General features: G+C 59.1%; 22 protein-coding genes. 16 read left to right on the forward strand and 6 right to left on the reverse strand.

Going from position 1 to position 19,962, the window contains the following annotated elements; translation table 11 throughout:
* Window positions 1–16 precede the first annotated feature (16 nt).
* From nuoG to ispF, 13 genes are all read left to right on the forward strand, one after another.
* On the forward strand, window positions 17–2,338 hold the full coding sequence (gene nuoG, locus AC07WS_RS23540; RefSeq protein ID WP_494731405.1) for an NADH-quinone oxidoreductase subunit NuoG: 2,322 nt from the start codon (window positions 17–19) through the stop codon (window positions 2,336–2,338).
* Window positions 2,338–3,423 carry an NADH-quinone oxidoreductase subunit NuoH gene (gene nuoH, locus AC07WS_RS23545; protein ID WP_161088383.1) on the forward strand — a complete coding sequence of 362 codons (1,086 nt, stop codon included), beginning with the start codon at window positions 2,338–2,340 and terminating at the stop codon, window positions 3,421–3,423. The genes nuoG and nuoH overlap by 1 nt, the downstream gene beginning before the upstream one ends.
* A 12-nt stretch (window positions 3,424–3,435) precedes the next feature.
* Window positions 3,436–3,924 (forward strand): NADH-quinone oxidoreductase subunit NuoI, encoded by a 489-nt coding sequence (gene nuoI / locus AC07WS_RS23550; RefSeq protein ID WP_028819529.1) that lies wholly within the window; start codon window positions 3,436–3,438, stop codon window positions 3,922–3,924.
* A 65-nt stretch (window positions 3,925–3,989) separates the two neighbouring features.
* On the forward strand, window positions 3,990–4,628 hold the full coding sequence (locus AC07WS_RS23555; protein ID WP_494731406.1) for an NADH-quinone oxidoreductase subunit J: 639 nt from the start codon (window positions 3,990–3,992) through the stop codon (window positions 4,626–4,628).
* Window positions 4,625–4,933 carry an NADH-quinone oxidoreductase subunit NuoK gene (nuoK, locus tag AC07WS_RS23560; RefSeq protein WP_008450334.1) on the forward strand — a complete coding sequence of 103 codons (309 nt, stop codon included), beginning with the start codon at window positions 4,625–4,627 and terminating at the stop codon, window positions 4,931–4,933. The genes AC07WS_RS23555 and nuoK overlap by 4 nt, the downstream gene beginning before the upstream one ends.
* Before the next feature lie 48 nt (window positions 4,934–4,981).
* Window positions 4,982–7,063, forward strand: coding sequence for an NADH-quinone oxidoreductase subunit L (gene nuoL / locus AC07WS_RS23565; RefSeq protein ID WP_494731407.1), 2,082 nt, complete (start codon window positions 4,982–4,984; stop codon window positions 7,061–7,063).
* Window positions 7,064–7,094: 31 nt separating this feature from the next.
* Window positions 7,095–8,600: an NADH-quinone oxidoreductase subunit M gene (locus AC07WS_RS23570; RefSeq protein ID WP_494731408.1), complete on the forward strand. Its 1,506-nt coding sequence runs from the start codon at window positions 7,095–7,097 to the stop codon at window positions 8,598–8,600.
* A 16-nt stretch (window positions 8,601–8,616) separates the two neighbouring features.
* Window positions 8,617–10,122, forward strand: coding sequence for an NADH-quinone oxidoreductase subunit NuoN (gene nuoN / locus AC07WS_RS23575; RefSeq protein ID WP_494731409.1), 1,506 nt, complete (start codon window positions 8,617–8,619; stop codon window positions 10,120–10,122).
* A complete protein-coding gene (locus tag AC07WS_RS23580; protein WP_494731410.1) occupies window positions 10,122–10,427 on the forward strand; it encodes a DUF2818 family protein in 306 nt (101 codons plus the stop codon). Before nuoN ends, AC07WS_RS23580 begins: the two co-directional genes overlap by 1 nt.
* A gap of 33 nt (window positions 10,428–10,460) precedes the next feature.
* Window positions 10,461–11,015: an NUDIX domain-containing protein gene (locus tag AC07WS_RS23585; protein ID WP_494731411.1), complete on the forward strand. Its 555-nt coding sequence runs from the start codon at window positions 10,461–10,463 to the stop codon at window positions 11,013–11,015.
* Complete coding sequence (locus tag AC07WS_RS23590; protein ID WP_494731412.1) at window positions 11,012–11,710, forward strand: hypothetical protein; 699 nt, start codon at window positions 11,012–11,014, stop codon at window positions 11,708–11,710. Before AC07WS_RS23585 ends, AC07WS_RS23590 begins: the two co-directional genes overlap by 4 nt.
* 5 nt (window positions 11,711–11,715) lie before the next feature.
* A complete protein-coding gene (ispD, locus tag AC07WS_RS23595) occupies window positions 11,716–12,429 on the forward strand; it encodes a 2-C-methyl-D-erythritol 4-phosphate cytidylyltransferase (protein ID WP_494731413.1) in 714 nt (237 codons plus the stop codon).
* Window positions 12,430–12,443: 14 nt separating this feature from the next.
* Complete coding sequence (gene ispF, locus AC07WS_RS23600; protein WP_070268912.1) at window positions 12,444–12,932, forward strand: 2-C-methyl-D-erythritol 2,4-cyclodiphosphate synthase; 489 nt, start codon at window positions 12,444–12,446, stop codon at window positions 12,930–12,932.
* Here the strand turns inward: ispF and AC07WS_RS23605 are convergent.
* Together AC07WS_RS23605 and AC07WS_RS23610 are read right to left on the reverse strand one after the other, a co-directional pair.
* On the reverse strand, window positions 12,872–13,372 hold the full coding sequence (locus AC07WS_RS23605) for a DUF433 domain-containing protein (RefSeq protein WP_494731414.1): 501 nt from the start codon (window positions 13,370–13,372) through the stop codon (window positions 12,872–12,874). The genes ispF and AC07WS_RS23605 overlap by 61 nt on opposite strands.
* The gene (locus AC07WS_RS23610; RefSeq protein WP_494731415.1) at window positions 13,299–13,598 is read right to left on the reverse strand and encodes a BrnT family toxin; all 300 of its coding nucleotides are present in this window, start codon (window positions 13,596–13,598) and stop codon (window positions 13,299–13,301) included. The genes AC07WS_RS23605 and AC07WS_RS23610 overlap by 74 nt, the downstream gene beginning before the upstream one ends.
* A 162-nt stretch (window positions 13,599–13,760) precedes the next feature.
* On the opposite strand from AC07WS_RS23610, the gene AC07WS_RS23615 reads away from it, so the two are divergent.
* Entirely contained in the window at window positions 13,761–14,057 is a 297-nt protein-coding gene (locus AC07WS_RS23615; protein ID WP_494731416.1) for a hypothetical protein, read from the forward strand.
* Here the strand turns inward: AC07WS_RS23615 and AC07WS_RS23620 are convergent, their stop codons facing one another.
* Window positions 14,058–15,299, reverse strand: a complete 1,242-nt coding sequence (locus AC07WS_RS23620) for an MFS transporter (protein ID WP_494731417.1) — start codon at window positions 15,297–15,299, stop codon at window positions 14,058–14,060.
* A 103-nt stretch (window positions 15,300–15,402) separates the two neighbouring features.
* Between AC07WS_RS23620 and AC07WS_RS23625 the strand changes: the two genes are divergently transcribed.
* Together AC07WS_RS23625 and AC07WS_RS23630 are read left to right on the forward strand one after the other, a co-directional pair.
* The gene (locus tag AC07WS_RS23625) at window positions 15,403–16,014 is read left to right on the forward strand and encodes a TetR/AcrR family transcriptional regulator (protein ID WP_494731418.1); all 612 of its coding nucleotides are present in this window, start codon (window positions 15,403–15,405) and stop codon (window positions 16,012–16,014) included.
* A 123-nt stretch (window positions 16,015–16,137) separates the two neighbouring features.
* Window positions 16,138–16,746 (forward strand): choice-of-anchor C family protein, encoded by a 609-nt coding sequence (locus AC07WS_RS23630; RefSeq protein ID WP_494731566.1) that lies wholly within the window; start codon window positions 16,138–16,140, stop codon window positions 16,744–16,746.
* A gap of 168 nt (window positions 16,747–16,914) precedes the next feature.
* Here AC07WS_RS23630 and AC07WS_RS23635 read toward each other — a convergent pair whose 3' ends face one another.
* The 3 genes from AC07WS_RS23635 to AC07WS_RS23645 form a co-directional block, all read right to left on the reverse strand.
* Entirely contained in the window at window positions 16,915–17,604 is a 690-nt protein-coding gene (locus tag AC07WS_RS23635) for a hypothetical protein (RefSeq protein WP_494731419.1), read from the reverse strand.
* A gap of 147 nt (window positions 17,605–17,751) precedes the next feature.
* Window positions 17,752–19,095, reverse strand: coding sequence for an FRG domain-containing protein (locus AC07WS_RS23640; RefSeq protein ID WP_494731420.1), 1,344 nt, complete (start codon window positions 19,093–19,095; stop codon window positions 17,752–17,754).
* A gap of 270 nt (window positions 19,096–19,365) precedes the next feature.
* The gene (locus AC07WS_RS23645; protein WP_494731421.1) at window positions 19,366–19,920 is read right to left on the reverse strand and encodes a hypothetical protein; all 555 of its coding nucleotides are present in this window, start codon (window positions 19,918–19,920) and stop codon (window positions 19,366–19,368) included.
* Between the last annotated feature and the right edge of the window lie 42 nt (window positions 19,921–19,962).

Below are 19,962 nucleotides of genomic sequence, written 5' to 3' on the forward strand. Positions count from 1 at the left end.
TCAGGTAACGATCACCATGGTTGAAATCGAAATAGACGGCAAAAAAGTCGAAGTCCCTGCTGGTAGCATGGTGATGGACGCCGCCAACAAATTGGGAACCTACATTCCGCACTTCTGCTATCACAAGAAATTGTCGATCGCTGCGAACTGCCGTATGTGCCTCGTCGAAGTGGAGAAGGCCCCCAAGCCTTTGCCAGCATGCGCAACGCCGGTTTCGGCAGGCATGATTGTGCGCTCCGCTTCGGACAAGGCCGTACAGGCACAGAAGTCCGTGATGGAATTCCTGCTGATTAACCACCCGCTGGACTGCCCGATCTGCGATCAGGGCGGCGAGTGCCAGTTGCAAGACTTGGCAGTCGGCTACGGCAAGGGCGAATCGCGCTACGAGGAAGACAAGCGCGTCGTCGTGCCTAAGGACGCCGGCCCGCTGGTCTCCATGCAGGAGATGGCGCGCTGCATCCAGTGCACCCGTTGCGTACGTTTCGGCCAGGAAGTGGCCGGCGTGATGGAGCTGGGCATGATCGGCCGCGGCGAACACTCGGAAATTACCGCCTTCGTCGGCCAGACCGTCAACTCGGAAATGTCCGGCAACATGATCGACCTGTGCCCGGTGGGCGCACTGACGTCGAAGCCGTTCCGCTACAGCGCCCGTACCTGGGAACTGTCGCGCCGCAAATCGGTCTCGCCGCACGACGGCCTGGGCGCCAACCTGATCGTTCAGGTCAAGGGCGGCAAGGTCAAGCGCGTGCTGCCGCTGGAAAACGACGCCGTCAACGAGTGCTGGATTTCCGACAAGGACCGCTTCTCGTACGAAGGCCTGGAAGCCGCCGACCGCCTGACCCAGCCTATGCTGAAGCAGGGCGGCGAGTGGAAGGAAGTCGACTGGCAGACCGCGCTGGAATACGTGGCGCACGGCCTGAAGAACATCAAGCACGAACACGGCGCCAACGCGCTGGCCGCAGTGGCCACGCCGCACTCGACGCTGGAAGAACTGCACCTGCTGCAAAAGCTGACCCGCGCCATGGGCTCGGACAGCGTGGACACCCGCCTGCGCCATAGCGACTTCTCGCTGGCCGGCGTAACTCCTTGGCTGGGCATGTCGATCACCGAGTTCGGCCAGCTGAACCGCGCCTTCGTCATCGGCTCGTTCCTGCGCAAGGATCACCCGCTGCTGGCGACCCGTCTGCGCACGGCAGTGAAGGGCGGCGCCAAGCTGTCCGTCCTGCACGCCACCGACGACGACCTGCTGATGAACGTTGCCAACAAGATGATCGTTGCTCCGTCGGAGTGGTTGTCGGCGCTGTCGCAAGTTGTTGTGGCCGTGGCTAAAGTTAAAGAAGTCGCCGCACCGGCCGGCTTCGAAGGCGTACAAGCCTCCGACGCCGCCAACGCGATCGCCGCCTCGCTGATCTCCGGCGAGAACAAGGGCGTCTTCCTGGGTAACGCGGCAACGCAGCACCCGCAGGCCGCCGCGCTGCACGCCGCCGCGCAATGGATCGCCGAACAGACCGGCGCCAAGCTGGGCTACCTGACCGAAGCCGCCAACACCGTTGGCGCCTACCTGGCCAACGCCAACAGCGGCACGGCTCCAGTGTTCACCGAACAGAAGCAGGCTTACCTGCTGCTGAACGCCGAACCTGAGCTGGACGCACACAACCCGCAACAAGCCGCCGCCGCGCTGAAGCACGCCGAGATGGTGGTTGTCATGTCCGCCTACAAGCACGGCATGGAATACGCCGACGTGCTGCTGCCGGTCTCGCCATTCAGCGAAACCTCGGGCACCTTCGTCAACTGCGAAGGCCGCGCACAGAGCTTCAACGGCACCGTCAAGCCGCTGCTGGAAACCCGCCCTGCGTGGAAAGTCCTGCGCGTGCTGGGCAACATCCTCGGCCTGTCCGGTTTCGAATATGAAACCTCGGAAGCGATCCGCGACGAAGTGCTGGGCGCCGGCGTGACCGACCTGTCGGCCAAGCTGAACAACGTATCCAAGCAAGCCGTCGTCGCAGCCTCCGCTGCTTCCACCGGTACCGAACGTATCGCCGACGTGCCTATCTACTTCGCCGACGCCGTGGTGCGCCGCGCCGAGTCGCTGCAAAAGATGGCCGACGCGGCTGCGCCTCAAGCGCACCTGTCGACCGCCCTGGCGCAGCAGCTGGGCGTCGCCGCCGGCGACAAGGTAAAAGTTACGCAAGGTTCCGGCAGCGCGATCCTGGTCGCCGCTGTCGATGCCAAACTGCCAGCCAACGCAGTTCGTGTCGCCGCCGCTCACGCGTCGACCGCTGCACTGGGCGGCATGTTCGGTTCGATCACCGTTGAAAAAGCAGGGGAGGGTAAATAATGGCTCTGCCTGAATTCGTCACTACTATTAACGCCATGGGCGCCAACAGCGTGCTGGCTCCGGCCTGGCCGCTGATCTGGGCGCTGATCCGCATCATCGTCGTGCTGCTGCCTCTGATGGGCCTGGTTGCCTACCTGACGCTGTGGGAACGTAAGTTCATCGGCTGGATCCAGATCCGCGTCGGCCCGAACCGCGTGGGTCCGATGGGCCTGCTGCAGCCGATCGCCGATGCGCTCAAGCTGCTGTTCAAGGAAATCATCACCCCGGCCAAGGCCAATGCCGGCCTGTTCGTGATCGGTCCTATCATGACCATCATGCCGGCGCTGGCCGCCTGGGCGGTGGTGCCGTTCGGCGCCGAAGCCGTGCTGGCCAACGTCAACGCCGGCCTGCTGCTGCTGATGGCGATCACCTCGATGGAAGTCTACGGCATCATCATCGCCGGCTGGGCCTCGAACTCGAAGTACTCGTTCATGGGCGCGATGCGCGCCTCGGCCCAGATGATCTCCTACGAAATCCCGATGGGCTTCGTGCTGGTGGTCGTGCTGATGGTGTCCGGTTCGCTGAACTTCGGCGACATCGTCGCCGGCCAGCAAAAGGGCATGATGGTCGAACACGGCCTGAACTTCCTGTCGTGGAACTGGCTGCCGCTGCTGCCGCTGTTCGTGGTCTACCTGACCTCCGGCCTGGCCGAGTGCAACCGCCATCCGTTCGACGTGGTCGAGGGCGAGTCCGAGATCGTTGCCGGCCACATGGTCGAATACTCGGGCATGGCCTACGCCATGTTCATGCTGGCCGAATACGCCAACATGATCCTGATCGCGACCCTGGGTTCGATCATGTTCCTGGGCGGCTGGGCTGCGCCATTCAAGTTCCTGGAATTCTGGGGCGGTTTCGGCGGCTTCTTCTGGTTGTTCGCCAAGGCGTTCTTCCTGGTGTCCGTCTTCATCTGGGTGCGCGGTACTTTCCCACGCTACCGTTATGACCAGATCATGCGTCTGGGCTGGAAAGTGTTTATCCCTCTGACGCTGGTGTACCTGGTGTTCGTGGCCGGCTGGATGCAGACATCCTGGAATATCTGGAAGTAAGGACTGGAAAAAATGGAACGTTTAAAAGACTTCATCGGCAGCTTCATGCTGACCGAACTGATCAAAGGGATGGCGCTGACGGGCAAGTACATGTTCTCGCGCAAGATCACCGTGCAGTACCCGGAAGAGAAGACGCCGATGTCGCCTCGCTTCCGCGGCTTGCACGCGCTGCGCCGCTATCCGAATGGTGAAGAGCGCTGCATCGCCTGCAAACTGTGCGAAGCAGTGTGCCCGGCGATGGCGATCACCATCGAATCCGAGCAGCGCGACGACGGTTCGCGCCGCACCACGCGTTACGACATCGACCTGACCAAGTGCATCTTCTGCGGTTTCTGCGAAGAGTCGTGCCCGGTCGATTCGATCGTTGAAACGCACGTGCTGGAATACCACGGCGAGAAACGCGGCGATCTGTACTACACGAAAGAGATGCTGCTGGCCGTTGGCGATCGTTACGAAAACGACATCGCCGCAGCCCGCGCAGCGGACGCTCCTTACCGCTGATCGATGCCGGCTTCGGCCGGTGTCGCCAGCGTGTCGATCAATAATGTACGTCTCTTGGGTTAGTTATGGAATTTAAAACTGCTTTGTTCTACGCCTTCTCAGCCATCATGATATTGGCTGCGACGCGCGTTATCACGGCCCGCAATCCGGTCCACGCCGCACTGTTCCTGGTGCTGGCGTTCTTCTCGGCCGCCGGCATCTGGATGCTGCTGGAGGCTGAGTTCCTCGCCATCGTGCTGGTGCTGGTCTACGTGGGTGCCGTCATGGTGCTGTTCCTGTTCGTGGTCATGATGCTCGACATCGACACCGACAAGATGCGCGAAGGCTTCTGGGGCTACCTGCCGCTGGCGTCCTTCGTCGGCGTCATCATCGTGCTGGAAATGGCCGCCGTGCTGTGGCGCTCCTTCCTGTCGTTCGACCAGCAGGCGGTCAACGCCGGCAACATCGGCGGCACCAAGGAACTGGGCCTGCTGATCTACACCAAATACATCTACGGCTTTGAGATCGCCGGCGTCATCCTGCTGGTCGCGATCATCGCCGCCGTGGCGCTGACCCTGCGCAAGCGCAAGGACACCAAACATTTCGACCCTGCGGACGCTGTGCGCGTCAAGCGTAACGACCGTCTGAAGATCGTCAAGATCGCCCCGGTCACCACACGTGGCCAGGATGCTGCCGGGTCGGCAGAAGTTAAGGAGGCACCATGACTTTATCGCTCGCTCACTACCTCGTTCTAGGCGCGATATTGTTCGCGATCTCGATCGTCGGTATTTTCCTGAACCGCAAGAACATCATCGTTCTGCTGATGGCCATCGAATTGATGCTGCTGGCCGTGAACATGAACTTCATCGCGTTCTCGCACTACCTGGGCGATGCGGCCGGGCAGATCTTTGTGTTCTTCATCCTGACCGTGGCGGCCGCCGAATCGGCAATCGGCCTCGCGATCCTGGTGGTGATGTTCCGTAACCTGGACACCATCAACGTTGAAGACCTGGATAGCCTGAAGGGTTGATCCCGTGGCTAAAGTTCAAACCTCGAAAAATAACGATTAAGGTTCATCATGGCGGTTACTCTTAACCCTAATCTCCTGCTAGCCATACCCTTGGCGCCGCTGGCCGGCGCCGCGATTGCGGGCTTGTTAGGAACTAAATTCTTCGGCAACGTCGTAGGTCGCAAGACCTCGCACACCGCGACCATCCTGGGCGTGCTGGTTGCCTTTATCCTGTCGGCGATGACGTTGAACGACGTCGTCAACGGCTCGCACTACAACGGCACCGTCTACAACTGGATGACCGTGGCCGGCCTGAAGCTGCAAGTGGGCTTCCAGATCGACGCGCTGTCGGCCATGATGATGTGCGTGGTGACCTTCGTGTCGCTGATGGTGCACATCTACACCATCGGCTACATGGCCGAGGATGAAGGCTACAACCGCTTCTTCGCCTACATCTCGCTGTTCACGTTCTCGATGCTGATGCTGGTCATGGCGAACAACTTCCTGCAGCTGTTCTTCGGCTGGGAAGCTGTGGGCCTGGTTTCCTACCTGCTGATCGGCTTCTGGTACACCCGCCCAACGGCGATCGTGGCCAACATGAAGGCCTTCCTGGTCAACCGCGTCGGCGACTTCGGCTTCATCCTGGGTATCGGCCTGCTGCTGGCCTACGCCGGTTCGATGGACTACCAGGAAGTCTTCGCCAAGAAGGAACAGCTGATGGCGCTGACCCTGCCGGGCACCGACTGGGCGCTGCTGACCGTTGCCTGCATCTGCCTGTTCATCGGCGCGATGGGCAAGTCGGCGCAGTTCCCGCTGCACGTCTGGCTGCCTGACTCGATGGAAGGCCCGACTCCGATCTCGGCACTGATCCACGCCGCGACCATGGTTACCGCCGGTATCTTCATGGTGACCCGCATGTCGCCGCTGTTCGAACTGTCGGACACCGCGCTGTCCTTCATCCTGGTCATCGGCTCGATCACCGCGCTGTTCATGGGCTTCCTGGGCATCATCCAGAACGACATCAAGCGCGTGGTCGCTTACTCGACCTTGTCGCAGCTGGGCTACATGACCGTGGCGCTGGGTTCCTCCGCCTACTCGGTGGCCGTGTTCCACCTGATGACCCACGCGTTCTTCAAGGCGCTGCTGTTCCTTGGCGCCGGTTCGGTCATCATCGGCATGCACCACGACCAGGACATCCGCAACATGGGCGGCCTGCGCAAGTACATGCCTATCACCTGGATCACTTCCTTGCTCGGCTCCCTGGCGCTGATCGGCACCCCGTTCTTCTCGGGCTTCTACTCGAAGGATTCGATCATCGAAGCCGTCGCCGCGACCCATATCTGGGGCGCAGGCTTCGCCAACTTCGCCGTGCTGGCAGGCGTGTTCGTGACCGCGTTCTACTCGTTCCGTATGTACTTCCTGGTGTTCCATGGCGAAGAGCGTTTCGGCAAGGCCCACGCGCATGACGATCACCACGCTGCGGCCCACGATGATCACGCCCACGATTCGGACGCCCATCACGAAGAAGAAGAGGACGACCACGGCCACCATGGCCTGGAGCCAGGTCAGAAGCCGCATGAATCGCCATTCGTGGTCTGGTTCCCGCTGGCGATGCTGGCCATCCCTTCGGTCATCATCGGCTACCTGACCATCGGCCCTATGCTGTTCGGTGACTTCTTCAATGGCGTGATCGCTTTCGGCGAAAGCCACAAGGCGATGGAACTGCTGAAAGAGGAATACCATGGCCCAATGGCAATGGCGATCCATTCGCTGACTTCGCTTCCACTGTGGCTGGCCATTTCCGGCGTCGCCACCGCGTACTACTGCTACATGATCAATCCACGCGTACCGGCCTGGTTCTATGCCAAGTTCAAGTTCCTGCACACGCTGCTGGACAACAAGTACTACATGGACAAGTTCAACGAGGTCGTATTCGCCGGCGGCGCGCGCCTGCTGGGCAATGGCCTGTGGAACGTGGGCGACAAGACCCTGATCGACGGCCTGCTGGTCAACGGCAGCGCCAAAGTGGTGGGTTGGTTCGCTTCGCTGACCCGCCTGGCGCAGACTGGTTACATCTACCACTATGCGTTCGTCATGATCCTCGGCATTCTGGGGTTCCTGGTCTACTTCCTGCCGTTTTGGCACGCTTAATTAGCTGATACGCAAAGAGATAACGATAACCATGATGCAGTCAACCATAACTACACTACCTCCGTACCTGAGCCTCGCGATCTGGCTCCCGATTATCTTCGGCCTGATCGTGCTGGCCGTGGGCCGTGACACCAACGCCGCGCTGGTGCGCGTCGGTTCGCTGATCGGCGCGATCGTCAGCTTCGTCGCGACCATCCCGCTGATCACCAATTTCAGCAACGCCGCGCATGGCATGCAGTTCGTCGAGAAGTCGCCGTGGATCGAGCGCTTCAACATCTACTACTCGCTGGGCATCGACGGCCTGTCGCTGTGGTTCGTGCCGCTGACCGCCTTCATCACCGTGATCGTCGTGATCTCGGCCTGGCAGGTGATCCAGAAGCGCGTGGCCCAGTACATGGGCGCCTTCCTGATCCTGTCCGGCCTGATGATCGGCGTGTTCTGCGCCATGGACGGCCTGCTGTTCTACTTCTTCTTCGAAGCCACGCTGATCCCGATGTACATCATCATCGGTATCTGGGGCGGCGAGAACCGCGTGTACGCGTCGTTCAAGTTCTTCCTGTACACCTTCTTCGGCTCGCTGCTGACGCTGGTCGCCATCATCTACCTGTACAAGGTATCGGGCGGCAGCTTCGACATCCTGATGTGGCACAAGATCGCCCTGACGATGAAAGAGCAGATCTTCATCTTCATCGCCTTCTTCATGGCCTTCGCCGTCAAGGTGCCAATGTTCCCGGTCCACACCTGGCTGCCGGACGTCCACGTGGAAGCGCCGACCGGCGGTTCCGCCGTGCTGGCCGCGATCATGCTGAAGCTGGGCGCCTACGGTTTCCTGCGTTTCTCGCTGCCTATCGTGCCGGACGCATCGCACTACATGGCGCCGTTCGTCATCACCCTGTCGCTGATCGCCGTGATCTACGTCGGCCTGGTCGCGCTCGTGCAGAAGGACATGAAAAAACTGGTTGCCTACTCGTCGATCGCGCACATGGGCTTCGTCACCCTGGGCTTCTTCATCTTCAATAACATCGGCGTGCAGGGCGCGATCGCGCAAATGATCTCGCACGGCTTCATCTCCGGCGCGATGTTCCTGTGCATCGGCGTACTGTACGACCAGGCGCACTCGCGCCAGATCGCCGACTACGGTGGTGTCGTCAACAAGATGCCGAAGTTCGCCGCGCTGTTCATCTTCTTCTCGATGGCCAACTGCGGTCTGCCAGCGACTTCCGGCTTCGTCGGCGAGTTCATGGTGATCCTGGGCGCCACCCAGTACAACTTCTGGATCGGCCTGCTGGCCGCGACCGCGCTGATCTTCGGCGCCGCCTACTCGCTGTGGATGGCCAAGCGCGTCATCTTCGGCAAGGTCGCCAACCACCATGTGGCTGAACTGGTCGACATCAACGGCCGCGAATTCCTGATGCTGGGCATTCTGGCTGTCGCCGTGCTGTACATGGGCCTGTACCCAGCGCCATTCACCGACACGATGCAAACCTCGGTTGCAGACCTGCTGGCCCACGTTGCGCACAGCAAGCTGCCTTACTGAAAACGGAAACACATAAATGACTACTCCACTTCCACAAGCAGTTATCGACATGGCGCCGCTGTACGCAGAGACGGTTCTGCTGATCGGCACCTGCGCGGTCCTGTTGATCGATATGTTCCTGTCGCAGGGTAAGCGCTCGGTGACCTACGTGCTGTCGCTGCTGACGCTGCTGATCTGCGGCGCCCTGAGCTACCACGACTACGCGGCCGGCACCACGGTCTACACCTTCAACGGCATGTTCGTCTCGGATCCGATGTCGAACCTGCTCAAGATGTTCACCTACCTGGCGGTCGGCCTGACGCTGGTCTACTCGCGCCAATACGCGGACGACCGCGGCATGTTGAGCGGTAACCTGGGCGGCGAGTTCTACGTGCTGGCGCTGTTCGCCACGCTGGGCCAGATGGTGATGATCTCCGGTTCCAACTTCCTGTCCGTGTACCTGGGCGTGGAACTGATGTCGCTGTCGCTGTACGCGCTGGTGGCGATCCGCCGCGACAACCACAAGGCCACCGAAGCCGCGATGAAGTATTTCATCCTGGGCGCGCTGGCGTCGGGCTTCCTGCTGTATGGCATCTCGATGCTGTACGGCGCCACCGGCACGCTGGACATCGCCCACGTGGCGACCGCTGTTGCCGCCGGCACCATCAAGCCGACCATCCTGGTGTTCGGCCTGGTGTTCCTGGTCGCCGGCCTGGCGTTCAAGCTGGGCGCAGTACCGTTCCACATGTGGGTGCCGGACGTCTACGAAGGCTCGCCAACCGCGGTGACCCTGCTGCTGGGCGGCGCGCCGAAGATCGCCACCTTCGCGATCTGCATCCGCCTGCTGGTGGAAGGCCTGCTGCCGATGGCCTTCGATTGGCAGCAGATGCTGATGGTGCTGGCGGTTCTGTCCCTGGCCATCGGTAACCTGACCGCGATCGCCCAGACCAACCTGAAACGCATGCTGGCTTACTCCACCATCGCGCAGATGGGCTTCGTGCTGCTTGGCCTGCTGGCCGGCGTCGCCGGCACCACCGACCGCACCGGCGCCGCCGCTGCCTACAGCGCCGCGATGTACTACACCATCACCTACGTGCTGACCACCATCGGCAGCTTCGGCGTGCTGATGCTGTTGTCGCGCGCCGGTTTCGAAGCCGAGACCCTGAACGACTTCAAGGGCCTGAGCAAGCGCAGCGGCTGGTTCGCCGCCGTCATGTCGATCCTGCTGTTCTCGCTGGCCGGCGTGCCGCCGATGATGGGCTTTGCCGCCAAGTTCTCGGTGCTGACCGCCGTGCTGGGCACCGGCCAGATCTGGCTGACCGTGCTGGCGGTGATGTTCTCGCTGATCGGCGCGTTCTACTACCTGCGCGTCGTCAAGATGATGTGGTTCGATGAGCCGACCGACAACTCGCCGATCGTGGTCAAGGGCGACATGAGCTTCGCACTGAGCCTGAACGGCCTGGCCATCCTGGCACTGGGTCTGCTGCCAGGCCCGCTGTTGGCGGCCTGCCTGAAAGCCATCACCCTGACGCTGAACACCTGATGGATGTTTCCGTCGCCAGCTGGTTGGTGATCGCCGCTGCATTGGTGGCCGCCAACCTGCCGTTTTTCAACGACAGAGTATTCGCGCTGGTGGCCGCCAAGTGGCCCCGCAAGCCGCTGCTGGTGCGGCTTGCGGAAATGACGGTGCTGTACTTTGTCGTCGGCGCGATCGGCTTCGCCCTCGAAGCGCAGATCGGCAACCGCTTCCCGCAGACGTGGGAGTTCTACGCCATCGCCGCCTGCATCTTCATCGTGCTGGGCTTCCCCGGATTCATCGTCTGCTACCTGCGCAAGCGCCACGGCTGATACACTATCGTTCTTCAACGACGTGGAGCAGGCATGGACAAGCATTTGACAGAAACCCGTATCGACGGTGAATTGGTCTACAACGGCCACTTCCTCAAAGTCCAACGCGACACAATCGAACTCCCCGACGGCAAACACACGGCACGTGAATACGTGCTGCATCCGGGCGCCGTCGTCATCCTGCCGCTGCTGGACGACGGCACGGTGCTGATGGAGCGCCAGTACCGCTATCCGCTGCATCAGGTGTTCATTGAATTCCCGGCCGGGAAAATCGATCACAACGAAGATCCGCTGGCCAGCGCCAAGCGCGAACTGGAAGAGGAAACGGGCTATACCGCCAGCGACTGGCAGTTCGTCAGCACCATCCACAACGCCATCGCCTATTCGGACGAGCATCTGGACCTGTACCTGGCGCGCGGCCTCAAGGCCGGCCCGCAGAAGCTGGACGACGGCGAGTTCCTCGAAACCTTCACCGCCACCATCGACGAGCTGCTGCAGTGGGTGCGCGAAGGGAAAATCACCGACGTCAAAACCGTCATCGGCATCTTCTGGCTGGACAAGCTGCGATCGGGCGACTGGACGCTATGAGGTTCGTCGTCCTCGTTGGACTGGGCCTGCTGGCCAGCGGCAGCGCAAGCGCCGCCGCGCAGCGCACGCCGTTCCAGATCCGCTGCGAGGATACGATTGCGAAGACGGTCTCGGTGTTGTCGGCGAAGCAGAACGGTTACACCATCAACAACCAGCTGCCGTACCGCGCACTGACCGCGAAATTCGGCAGCATCGACGGCAAGATGGTGACGCTGGGCCTGACCGTGACCAACGGCCAGTATTCGGCGGAGCTGGGCGGCACGGTATTGCAGGACGCGGCCAGCGGCTACGAGTGCATCGCGCCGAAGGTGGAGTTGAAGTTGAATTATTCGCCGGTGCTGATCTATGTCGGCAACGAGTTCGCGCCGGGCAGCTGCGCGTACAAGACGATCCTCGAACATGAGCAGCGGCACCTGCAGGCGTATATGGAAAACCTGGCGCGCGTGGAACAGGTGGTGCGCACGGCGCTGAACAAGCGCTTCGAGGCCAAGCCGCTGTATGCGCCGTCCGGCACCGCGATGTCGGCGCTGGAGCACGAGATCAATGGCACCTGGTTCCCGTTCATCCGGGATGAATTCGAGAAGGGCAAGGCGAAGCAGGCGGCGATCGATACGCCCGAAGAATACGCCCGCTTGAGCAAGGCTTGCGATGGCGAGATCGCGGCGATCCTGCTGCGCCGCCGGAAAAATAACTGAGAATTATGACTGCATCCAATCACACACCGCGCTACTTTGCATTGTTGCCCGCCGCCGGCGTCGGCGCGCGCATGGCGGCGGACGGACCCAAACAATATCTGACGGTCGGCGGCAAGCCGATGCTGCGCCACGCGGTGGACGCGTTCCGCGCCAGCGCTCTGGTGTCGCACACCTACGTGGTGGTCAGCGCGGCCGACGGCCAGATCGACGGCGTGCTGCCTTCTGATCTGGACGGCGTGACGGTGCTGCGCTGCGGTGGCGCCACGCGCATGGACACGGTGCTCAACGCTTTGCGCGAGCTGCAGGGCGTGGTCGCTGGTGGCGACATGATCATGGTGCACGACGCAGCGCGTCCCGGTTTGACGCCGGGCTTGATCGCCAAATTGATCGCCGGCGTGGGCGACGACGCGGCGGGCGGCCTGCTGGCGCTGCCGGTGGTGGACACCGTCAAGCGCGCAACGGGCGTGGTGCCAGTGGCGGCGACGACGGTGTCGCGCAACGGCCTGTGGCTGGCGCAGACGCCGCAGATGTTCAGCTACGAGCTGCTGCTGCGCGCCCTGGGCAGCGCGCCGGACGCCAACGCCATCACCGACGACGCCAGCGCCGTCGAGATGTTGGGCCTGTCGCCGCGGCTGATCGAAGGCCATCCACGAAATTTGAAAGTCACGCTGCCGTCCGACATCCGCATCGCGGAAATGTACCTGGCCGCCGGCGAATAACACAGGATAGAAAAATGACCAAACTCCCATTCCGCATCGGCCAGGGCTACGATTGCCACGCACTGGTGGAAGGCCGCAAGCTGATTATCGGCGGCGTCGACATCCCGCATCACGTCGGCCTGCTGGGGCACTCTGACGCCGACGTGCTGCTGCACGCGATCACGGATTCGATTCTGGGCGCGGCGGCTCTGGGCGACATCGGCAAGCATTTTCCGGATACCGATCCGCAGTTCAAGGGCGCCGATTCGCGCACCTTGTTGAAGGAAGCGGCGCGGCGCGTGGTCGCCACCGGCTACAGCATCGGCAACATCGACGCCACCATCATCGCGCAGCGGCCGAAGATGGCGCCGCACATCGCCAGCATGTGCGCCAACATCGCGGAGGATTTGGGCGTGGCCGTAGGCCAGGTCAACATCAAGGCCAAGACCAACGAGAAGCTGGGTTACCTGGGCAGGGAAGAGGGCATCGCGGCGGAGTCGATTGCCTTGCTGATCGCTTCGTAAAACAAGGTCGCATCGTTTTCCAGCACGCCGGTGGCCATGTCGCGGCTGACTGATGGATAGTCCGCCAAGAAGTCGTCCATTGGTTTGCCCGCCAACAGATAGTCGAACATGCGCTTGATCGGTACCCTTGTTCCTTTGAACACCGGCATGCCGCCCATGATCCCCGGCTCCATCTGCACCAGCGGCGTAATGGACTTCATAAACGCCAGCACTTCCGGGTCGATCGGATCGTTCGGAGATTTTCGCGGCGGCACTACGCGCCCATGGATGCGATGAACAGCATCACTGAAATATCGGGGATCAAGTTCTGGACAGTCCTCGTCAAATTCTATCTCGTCGTCATGGTTGGGCATGGCGTTTATCCAGCTATCGGGCCTCTCCAAGTAGTCGAGTCCGTTCGCGCCTGCTTGCTCTTCTAAACGAAATAATTCGGATGACATCTGCTTCCTCCGTGTAGGTTATAACCACAAATTTCCCGTGAAGATATCCCAGTGTGTTGAAGCGGCGCTCCGAATAGTTGAAGCGCGTATCTTCCTTCGTCGCGGAATCGCCTTCAAGCACAACTGACGCGTCGGCGAAATCGAGGCCATGTTTGCGCAGGTTGCTTAGGCGCTTGGCTTCGTCCCAGGTGTACCTTGTCATCTCAGTGTAGTGGCTTGAAGACATCCTTCAAGCGGCACTGAGAAATGCCAGGCCGCCAGGACATCGTTTCGATATCCTGTGCCCGGCATTCTCAACCGTCCTTCGATTGGATCAATAGTGCGTCGCGGTCGAGGCGGCGGAAGGGCGATCTGCTACCATGGCGCTTTTGACGGCAAAGGATGGACGATGGCGCGCGATATCTACGCTTATCGGCAAGTGGCGGTGCATTCGGTGGAACGCGCGGGCAGGGTGGAGATTCATCCCGTGCCGGGACAGGCTTTCTCGCCGGAGCTGCATGTGCAATGCTCGCGCCGCATGAGCGACGATTATCCGACCGGCACCTGCTTCCTGCTCGACGCCAAGCTGACCGACCGCCTGGGCGGCACGCCCTACCTGTACGCGTGGCACGGCGACGACATCAAGGTGCTGTCAGCCAGCGAGACCAAGGCCTTCCTGGCTGAGTTCAAGCGCGGCCGGATCTGATCAATGAACCGCGTGCAGCTTGCCCAAGGGCTTGCCATCGTCGCGCGCCCAGGACGCGATGACGGCGGCCATCGCCAGCGCGAACACGCCGCCCACCACCATCGCGCTCGACACGCCCAGATGGTCGACCGACACACCACCCACCAGCGCGCCGCTGGCCAATGAAATCTGCGCCGTGGCGACGAACACCGCGCCACCGCTTTCCATCGCATCCGGCGCGGCCTTGAACATCCACGTCTGCACCGAGATCGGCATCATGCCGAAGGCCAGGCCCCAGATCACGATTAACACCGTCGCGCCAACGGCGCCGGTGCCGAACAGCGGCATCGCCACCGCCGACAGGCCCATGACCACGCCGGTGGCGATCAGCGAACTCTTGACGCTCTTCGCCACAGCCCAGCCGCCGATCAGGTTGCCGACGAAACCAGCCGCGCCATAAATCAGCAGCAGGACGCTGATGGCCTTGGTGCTCAGGCCGGCCGTTTGGCTCAGGAACGGCGTCACGTAAGTGTAGGCGGCGAACTGGCCGATGAAGATCAGCAGCGTCGCCAGCATGCCGAGCCGCGCCTTCTGCACGCGCAGCAGCGCCGGCAGCTGGCCGAAGGTGAGGGCTTGCGTGGTCGGCAGGCTCGGCATCAGCCACATCTGCGCCGCCAGCACCAGCACCGACAGCGAACCAGCCGCGAAGAAGGCCATGCGCCAGCCCACCAGTTCACCGATCATGGCCCCGGCTGGCACGCCGGCCACCGTGCCCAGCGAGATGCCGGCAAAGATGATCGACGTGGCGCGCGCGGCCTTGGCCGGCGGCACCAACCGGTTGCCCAGCGCGCCGCCGATGGCCCAGAAGCCGCCCACGCCTATGCCCAGCAACGCGCGCCCAGCCAGCACCAGCGGGAAGGTCGGCGACAGGAAGACGATCAGGTTGGAGACGATCAGCGTGGCGGTCAGGCCCCAGATGACGTAGCGGCGGTCGGTCTTGCCGACGCCGATGGTGACCAGGATGGCGGCCAGCGCGGCCACCAGGCCGGGAACAGTCACCAGCATGCCGGCCACGCCCTCGGTCACGCCCAGCTCGGCGGCTATGGACGGCAGCAGGCCGACCGGCAGGAATTCGGTGGTCACCAACGCGAACGAGCCGACGGCCACCGACAGCACGGCCAGCCATGGGGAGCGCGCCGGCGCCGCAGCGGGCAAGGGGAGGTCGTCGCTTAGGACGGCCTGGGAGGTGTTGTGGTTTTTCATGTGAGTTTTTTCCTATGAGCGGTAAAAATACTTGAGTTTTTTACTGATCGGTTCATAATGAACACCGCAAGGAACTTTGTCAATGAATTTTTAACCGAACGGTATGAAAGATACTTCCGCTTCCGCACGCAAGAGCGGCCGCCCGCGCACGTTTGACGCGGAGACGGCGCTCGACAAGGCCATGAAAGTGTTCTGGGAAAAGGGCTACGAAGGCAGCTCGCTGCCGGAGCTGACCGAAGCGATGGGCATGAACCGCCCCAGCCTGTACGCTGTGTTCGGCAACAAGGAGAACCTGTTCCGCATGGCGCTCGAGCGCTACGGCGCCACCCACGATCCGTTGTTCAACGCGGCGCTGGCGCAGCCGACCGCACGCGCCGTGGTCGAGCATTTCTTGCGCGGCAATGCCGATGCCCAGACCGAAGCCGAAAACCCGCACGGCTGTCTGGTGATCAACGGCGCGCTGGCCTGCAGCGACGATGCGTTGCCTATCCGCGACTCGCTGATCGAGCGCCGCGCAGCCAGCGAGGCCAAGCTGCGCGCCCGGCTGGAACGCGCCAAGGTGGACGGCGACCTGCCGGTCGAAAGCTGCTCGGGCCAGCTGGCGCGCTACGTGATGACGGTCTCGAATGGCATGGCGGTGCAGGCGGCGGCCGGCGCCACCCGCAAACAGTTGCAGGAAGTGGTGGACCAGGTGCTGCGCGGCTGGCCATCTTAAATGCGCAGAAATGTTGCTATAAAAATATATCCAGTAACAAAATGAAATTTTAGTTGTGCTTTTGAAATTAATCGGTAAAATGGCTTCATTCCGTCGCCGTCCCACCTTTTTGAAAGCCACATGATGAAAATTTCCAAACTGATCCTGGCAGCAGCCATCGCCGCAGCGGGCGTTTCGGGCGCAGCATCGGCAGCCAACCTGATCCAGAACGGCGACTTTGAAAACGCCGCTGGCGTCAATCTGAACAACTACGTCATGGTGGGCGCGGGTTCGGGCGCGATCGCCAACTGGACCGTCGGCGGTGTCTCCGTCGACGTCATCAACAATAGCTACAATTCGATCTCGGGCAACAGCATCGACATGCTGGGCTCTCCTGGTCCGGGCGTGCTGTCGCAATCGTTCAACGCCGTCGCCGGCGTCACCTACACGCTGTCGTTCGACCTGACCCACAACCCGTATTCGCACGGCGCCGGCCTGGACGTGTTCGTTGGTGGCAACCACTACTCGTTCGAAGGCAGCACCCCCGTCACCAACTACAGCTTCAACTTCACCACCACCGGCGGCTCGCAGGCGCTGGTGTTCAGCAGCGTCGGTGGCGACGGCTACTCGGGCGCCGTGCTGGACAATGTGTCCGTCACCGCCGCCGTGCCAGAGCCGGAAACCTACGCCATGATGCTGGCCGGCCTGGGTCTGGTCGGCGCCATCGCCCGCCGCCGCAAAGCAGTCAAGTAAAAGATAACACGTAAAAAAAAGCCCGCCGGCACTGAGCGCGATGTTGAATGCGTTCAGGTCGGCGGGCTTTTATACGTCGGGCGATCTATTTGTATTTCAGATTTGATTTTTGTGGATGGCCTTAAATGGTCGGCTGCTTCCGCCCCGTTGCGGACCTTCATCGAATATCTATTTTTTGACGCAATCGTAGGCCAACTTATAAAGATGAAATATCTTGAGTAACGTTTCATCGTGAATCGTCTTTGCGAAGCTCAAAATATTTAAATTCTCATATATATTCGATTGTGCCATACCATTAGCGTAAGTTAGGTATTCGAATGATTCTATTGACAAATAATACTTATTTTTCGAAACATCTAAGTTGCACTTAATTCGAGGAAAATACTTATGCTTGGCTTGGTTGACCAATGAGGCAAGCATTAAAAAGTTAACATCATTTGAAAAATCTTTCAGCGCCTCATGCAGCTCGATCGCATGCGGGAATTTTTTAACAACATCGCTTATTAATTTCTTGTTCCATTTGAAGTGCTCGTTATTAGAATTAGCTTCAGCTTTCGAAAGACCGCCAAGAAGGATATGCAAAGCAAACGGAAAAGCATCACAAGCTGCATGAATATTTTGAAGATAAGCGAGGCTTGCAGCCTCAAAGCGAATGCGAGCCGTACAATCAAACATCAATAGTGATGCTTCAAGATTCTTTGAGGTCGTACTTCTCTTTAGCTGCTGATAGTAATGAAAAGAATAATCCAATCGCTTGCCAAGCCAATTGAGCGCCTCTTTCAGATGGTTAACGAATTCAGGATTTTTCGTTGAGTCAATTTTTTCTAAGAATTTTTTAACATCAATACTGAGATTCACTCTATCTCCTAGCATTTATTTTTTTGGATCAATCATCATAAAATTCGCCTAAAATCTTTACTACTATCATGTGCCATTTATTCCCAAAGTCCGGGTATGACTGCGCCAGTTAGATTAAAGAATTAATTTTTCTGCTACCTTTGCCTTCTATTTTTCGTCTTCTTGGAATGCATATTTTTGGGCCACATAGCGTGCAGAGTTTTCGATATATGGAAATACCGTCCGCTCATTGATGTTCAGCAGGTCGAGTTGCCTGAGAATTTCGGCCTTATTCTTTACCGCGATTCTCCGAACACCAAAGTCGGACGACCCCGTTTCATCAAGAATTGCGTTCAATCCAAAGACCAAGAAAGCTCCGGATTGAGACGATATGCGATTATTACTGCGCTTTCCCTTAACGCAGGTAATTCCGCCAATATGGTCCGCTAGAATTCGCGGCTCGAAAAATGCCTTTTCTTCGCGAATGAAGTGCAATAGGCGCTTGAGCGCGGGCTGAGCATTGAACTCGTCGGTTGTCTGGAGCTGCAGGTCGATTTCGTCCTTTTCTGCTTTTGTTAGCCGGGCCAAATTTGCAAGGCAACTAATCGTATCAGAATCATAATATTTTATTTGTTTTGGTTCTATCTCGAAAGTGATAACTTCGCCTTCATCCTCCCCCACGTATTTTCCGTTCTCAAGTTTTCCCAAATTCGACTTACAAGCAAAGTATAGAGCTATAAGCGGATTGGAAGTAATATCGAGCAATCTAGTCGGTAGTGAAAAATGCTGCATCCGTACCAGTCGGTCTAATGTGCAAGTATCAACAGAAAATTCGGCCGAATCTGAGATGATTAATTCGCGGTACATCAGATGTTCATGCTGAAGATATAGATAATTTCCCTTGACATCCTTCCTTAGCAAGGATGGCTCAAGCTTGTATTTCTTCCTATTTGAATGCCCCCGGAAGAAAGTCTCTTTTCCGGTGCCACGAAGCTCCATAATCTTGCCGATAAAGCCGTTGACGGATGTCACCGAACTCGTCGCCTTCCGGTCACTTTTGACCGATCTTGGAATTCCGCCCGTGTTGGGCGTTCTTGGGATGACAGGCTCCTTAATAATCTTGGCTTTGGACAGGCGAGTAATGAGGTCTTCATCTTTGACCGCCCAATGGGTTCTGCTTAGTTCCCATTCGCGAATATCAAGCAGCGGAGCAATTTCAACAATCTTCTCGAACTCAAGAGGGTCATAGTTCTCATCGAATTCGAACTCTAAGAGCACGGTATTCTTACTCTCTTTGATTCTAGTAATTTGGCCGATCCGCGCTATACCCTCGGTTCCTTCGTATGCAAATAGGCAAGGCCAGTCCATGATGACATCTTTTTGATCGCCGGTGAGGTCTTTAAGCGCATCAGCAATTTCGTCATTTGTATATTCGAGAAAACGACTACGGTCATACTCATAGAATCCACGGTCCCAAGCCCCAGGCCTACTCGTGATCAGAAAGTTAAACACAAAGAACTCCTCCTCGCCCTCTGAACTTGTGGTCCGAATTTAGGTACGCTGTTAGCTCCACAGCATCTATTTGAGATATAGAGTCGTCAATCATTTCAAGCGCCAAAAAACCTTCATGACTACGCACGAAGCTTGTTTCGACATCAGTTAGTTGCCGTTGCAAAATGCGCTCGCAATCGATCAGAATTTCTGCCTGCCAAGCTTCGGCTGTTTTCTCGTTGTTCTTCCGGCTCGTCTCGCGATGGTCTGTTCTTTGGCCGATTTCGGCAATTATCCGATACGTTTGAAGATTGTTACGTCACTACTCGTCGCGTACGCAAAGGAGTTGCCGCACCACGAAAATCCGTATGCAAGCAAATAGTCCGAAGCAACCGACACGCATCCCGCTTGATGGCCTTCGATAAGAGCTGATTTGTATGGGGCGCAGAAAATCAAAGTAGACTTGGGCCAGTCGGGAGAAACAACTTCGAGCCGCTCACCGAGGCGAGTCGATGTAGGTAGCCCCCCACCGCTTAGCCCCGAAATCGAAATTTCTTCGCCTTGGAGTGGGCCGATGCCTTGGCACAAAAGTCGGGCAGGCTCGTACCATTCTCCATCGACCTCATCATCGCGTGAGATTGTCTCACCCCGCGTGCAGTCAATCACGCCTCTACCGCTGCTGGAGATGACCAGCAGAAGTTCCGTGTTCTTGGAAAAGCCGATTTCTGTTAATCCCCCCACCGCAAATTTCCCCATGCTTTTCCAACCATCTGGAGATGCACACGATGGGAGATTGGATAGCAAAGTAATAAGCCTCTGGCGGTTCTTTTTTTCGTAATCAGTCATGGGGAAATAATAAGTGAAAAAATCGTGACCGGCCGGTCCTGG

Source organism: Duganella sp. GW821-FHT01E12 (genome assembly GCF_059422325.1).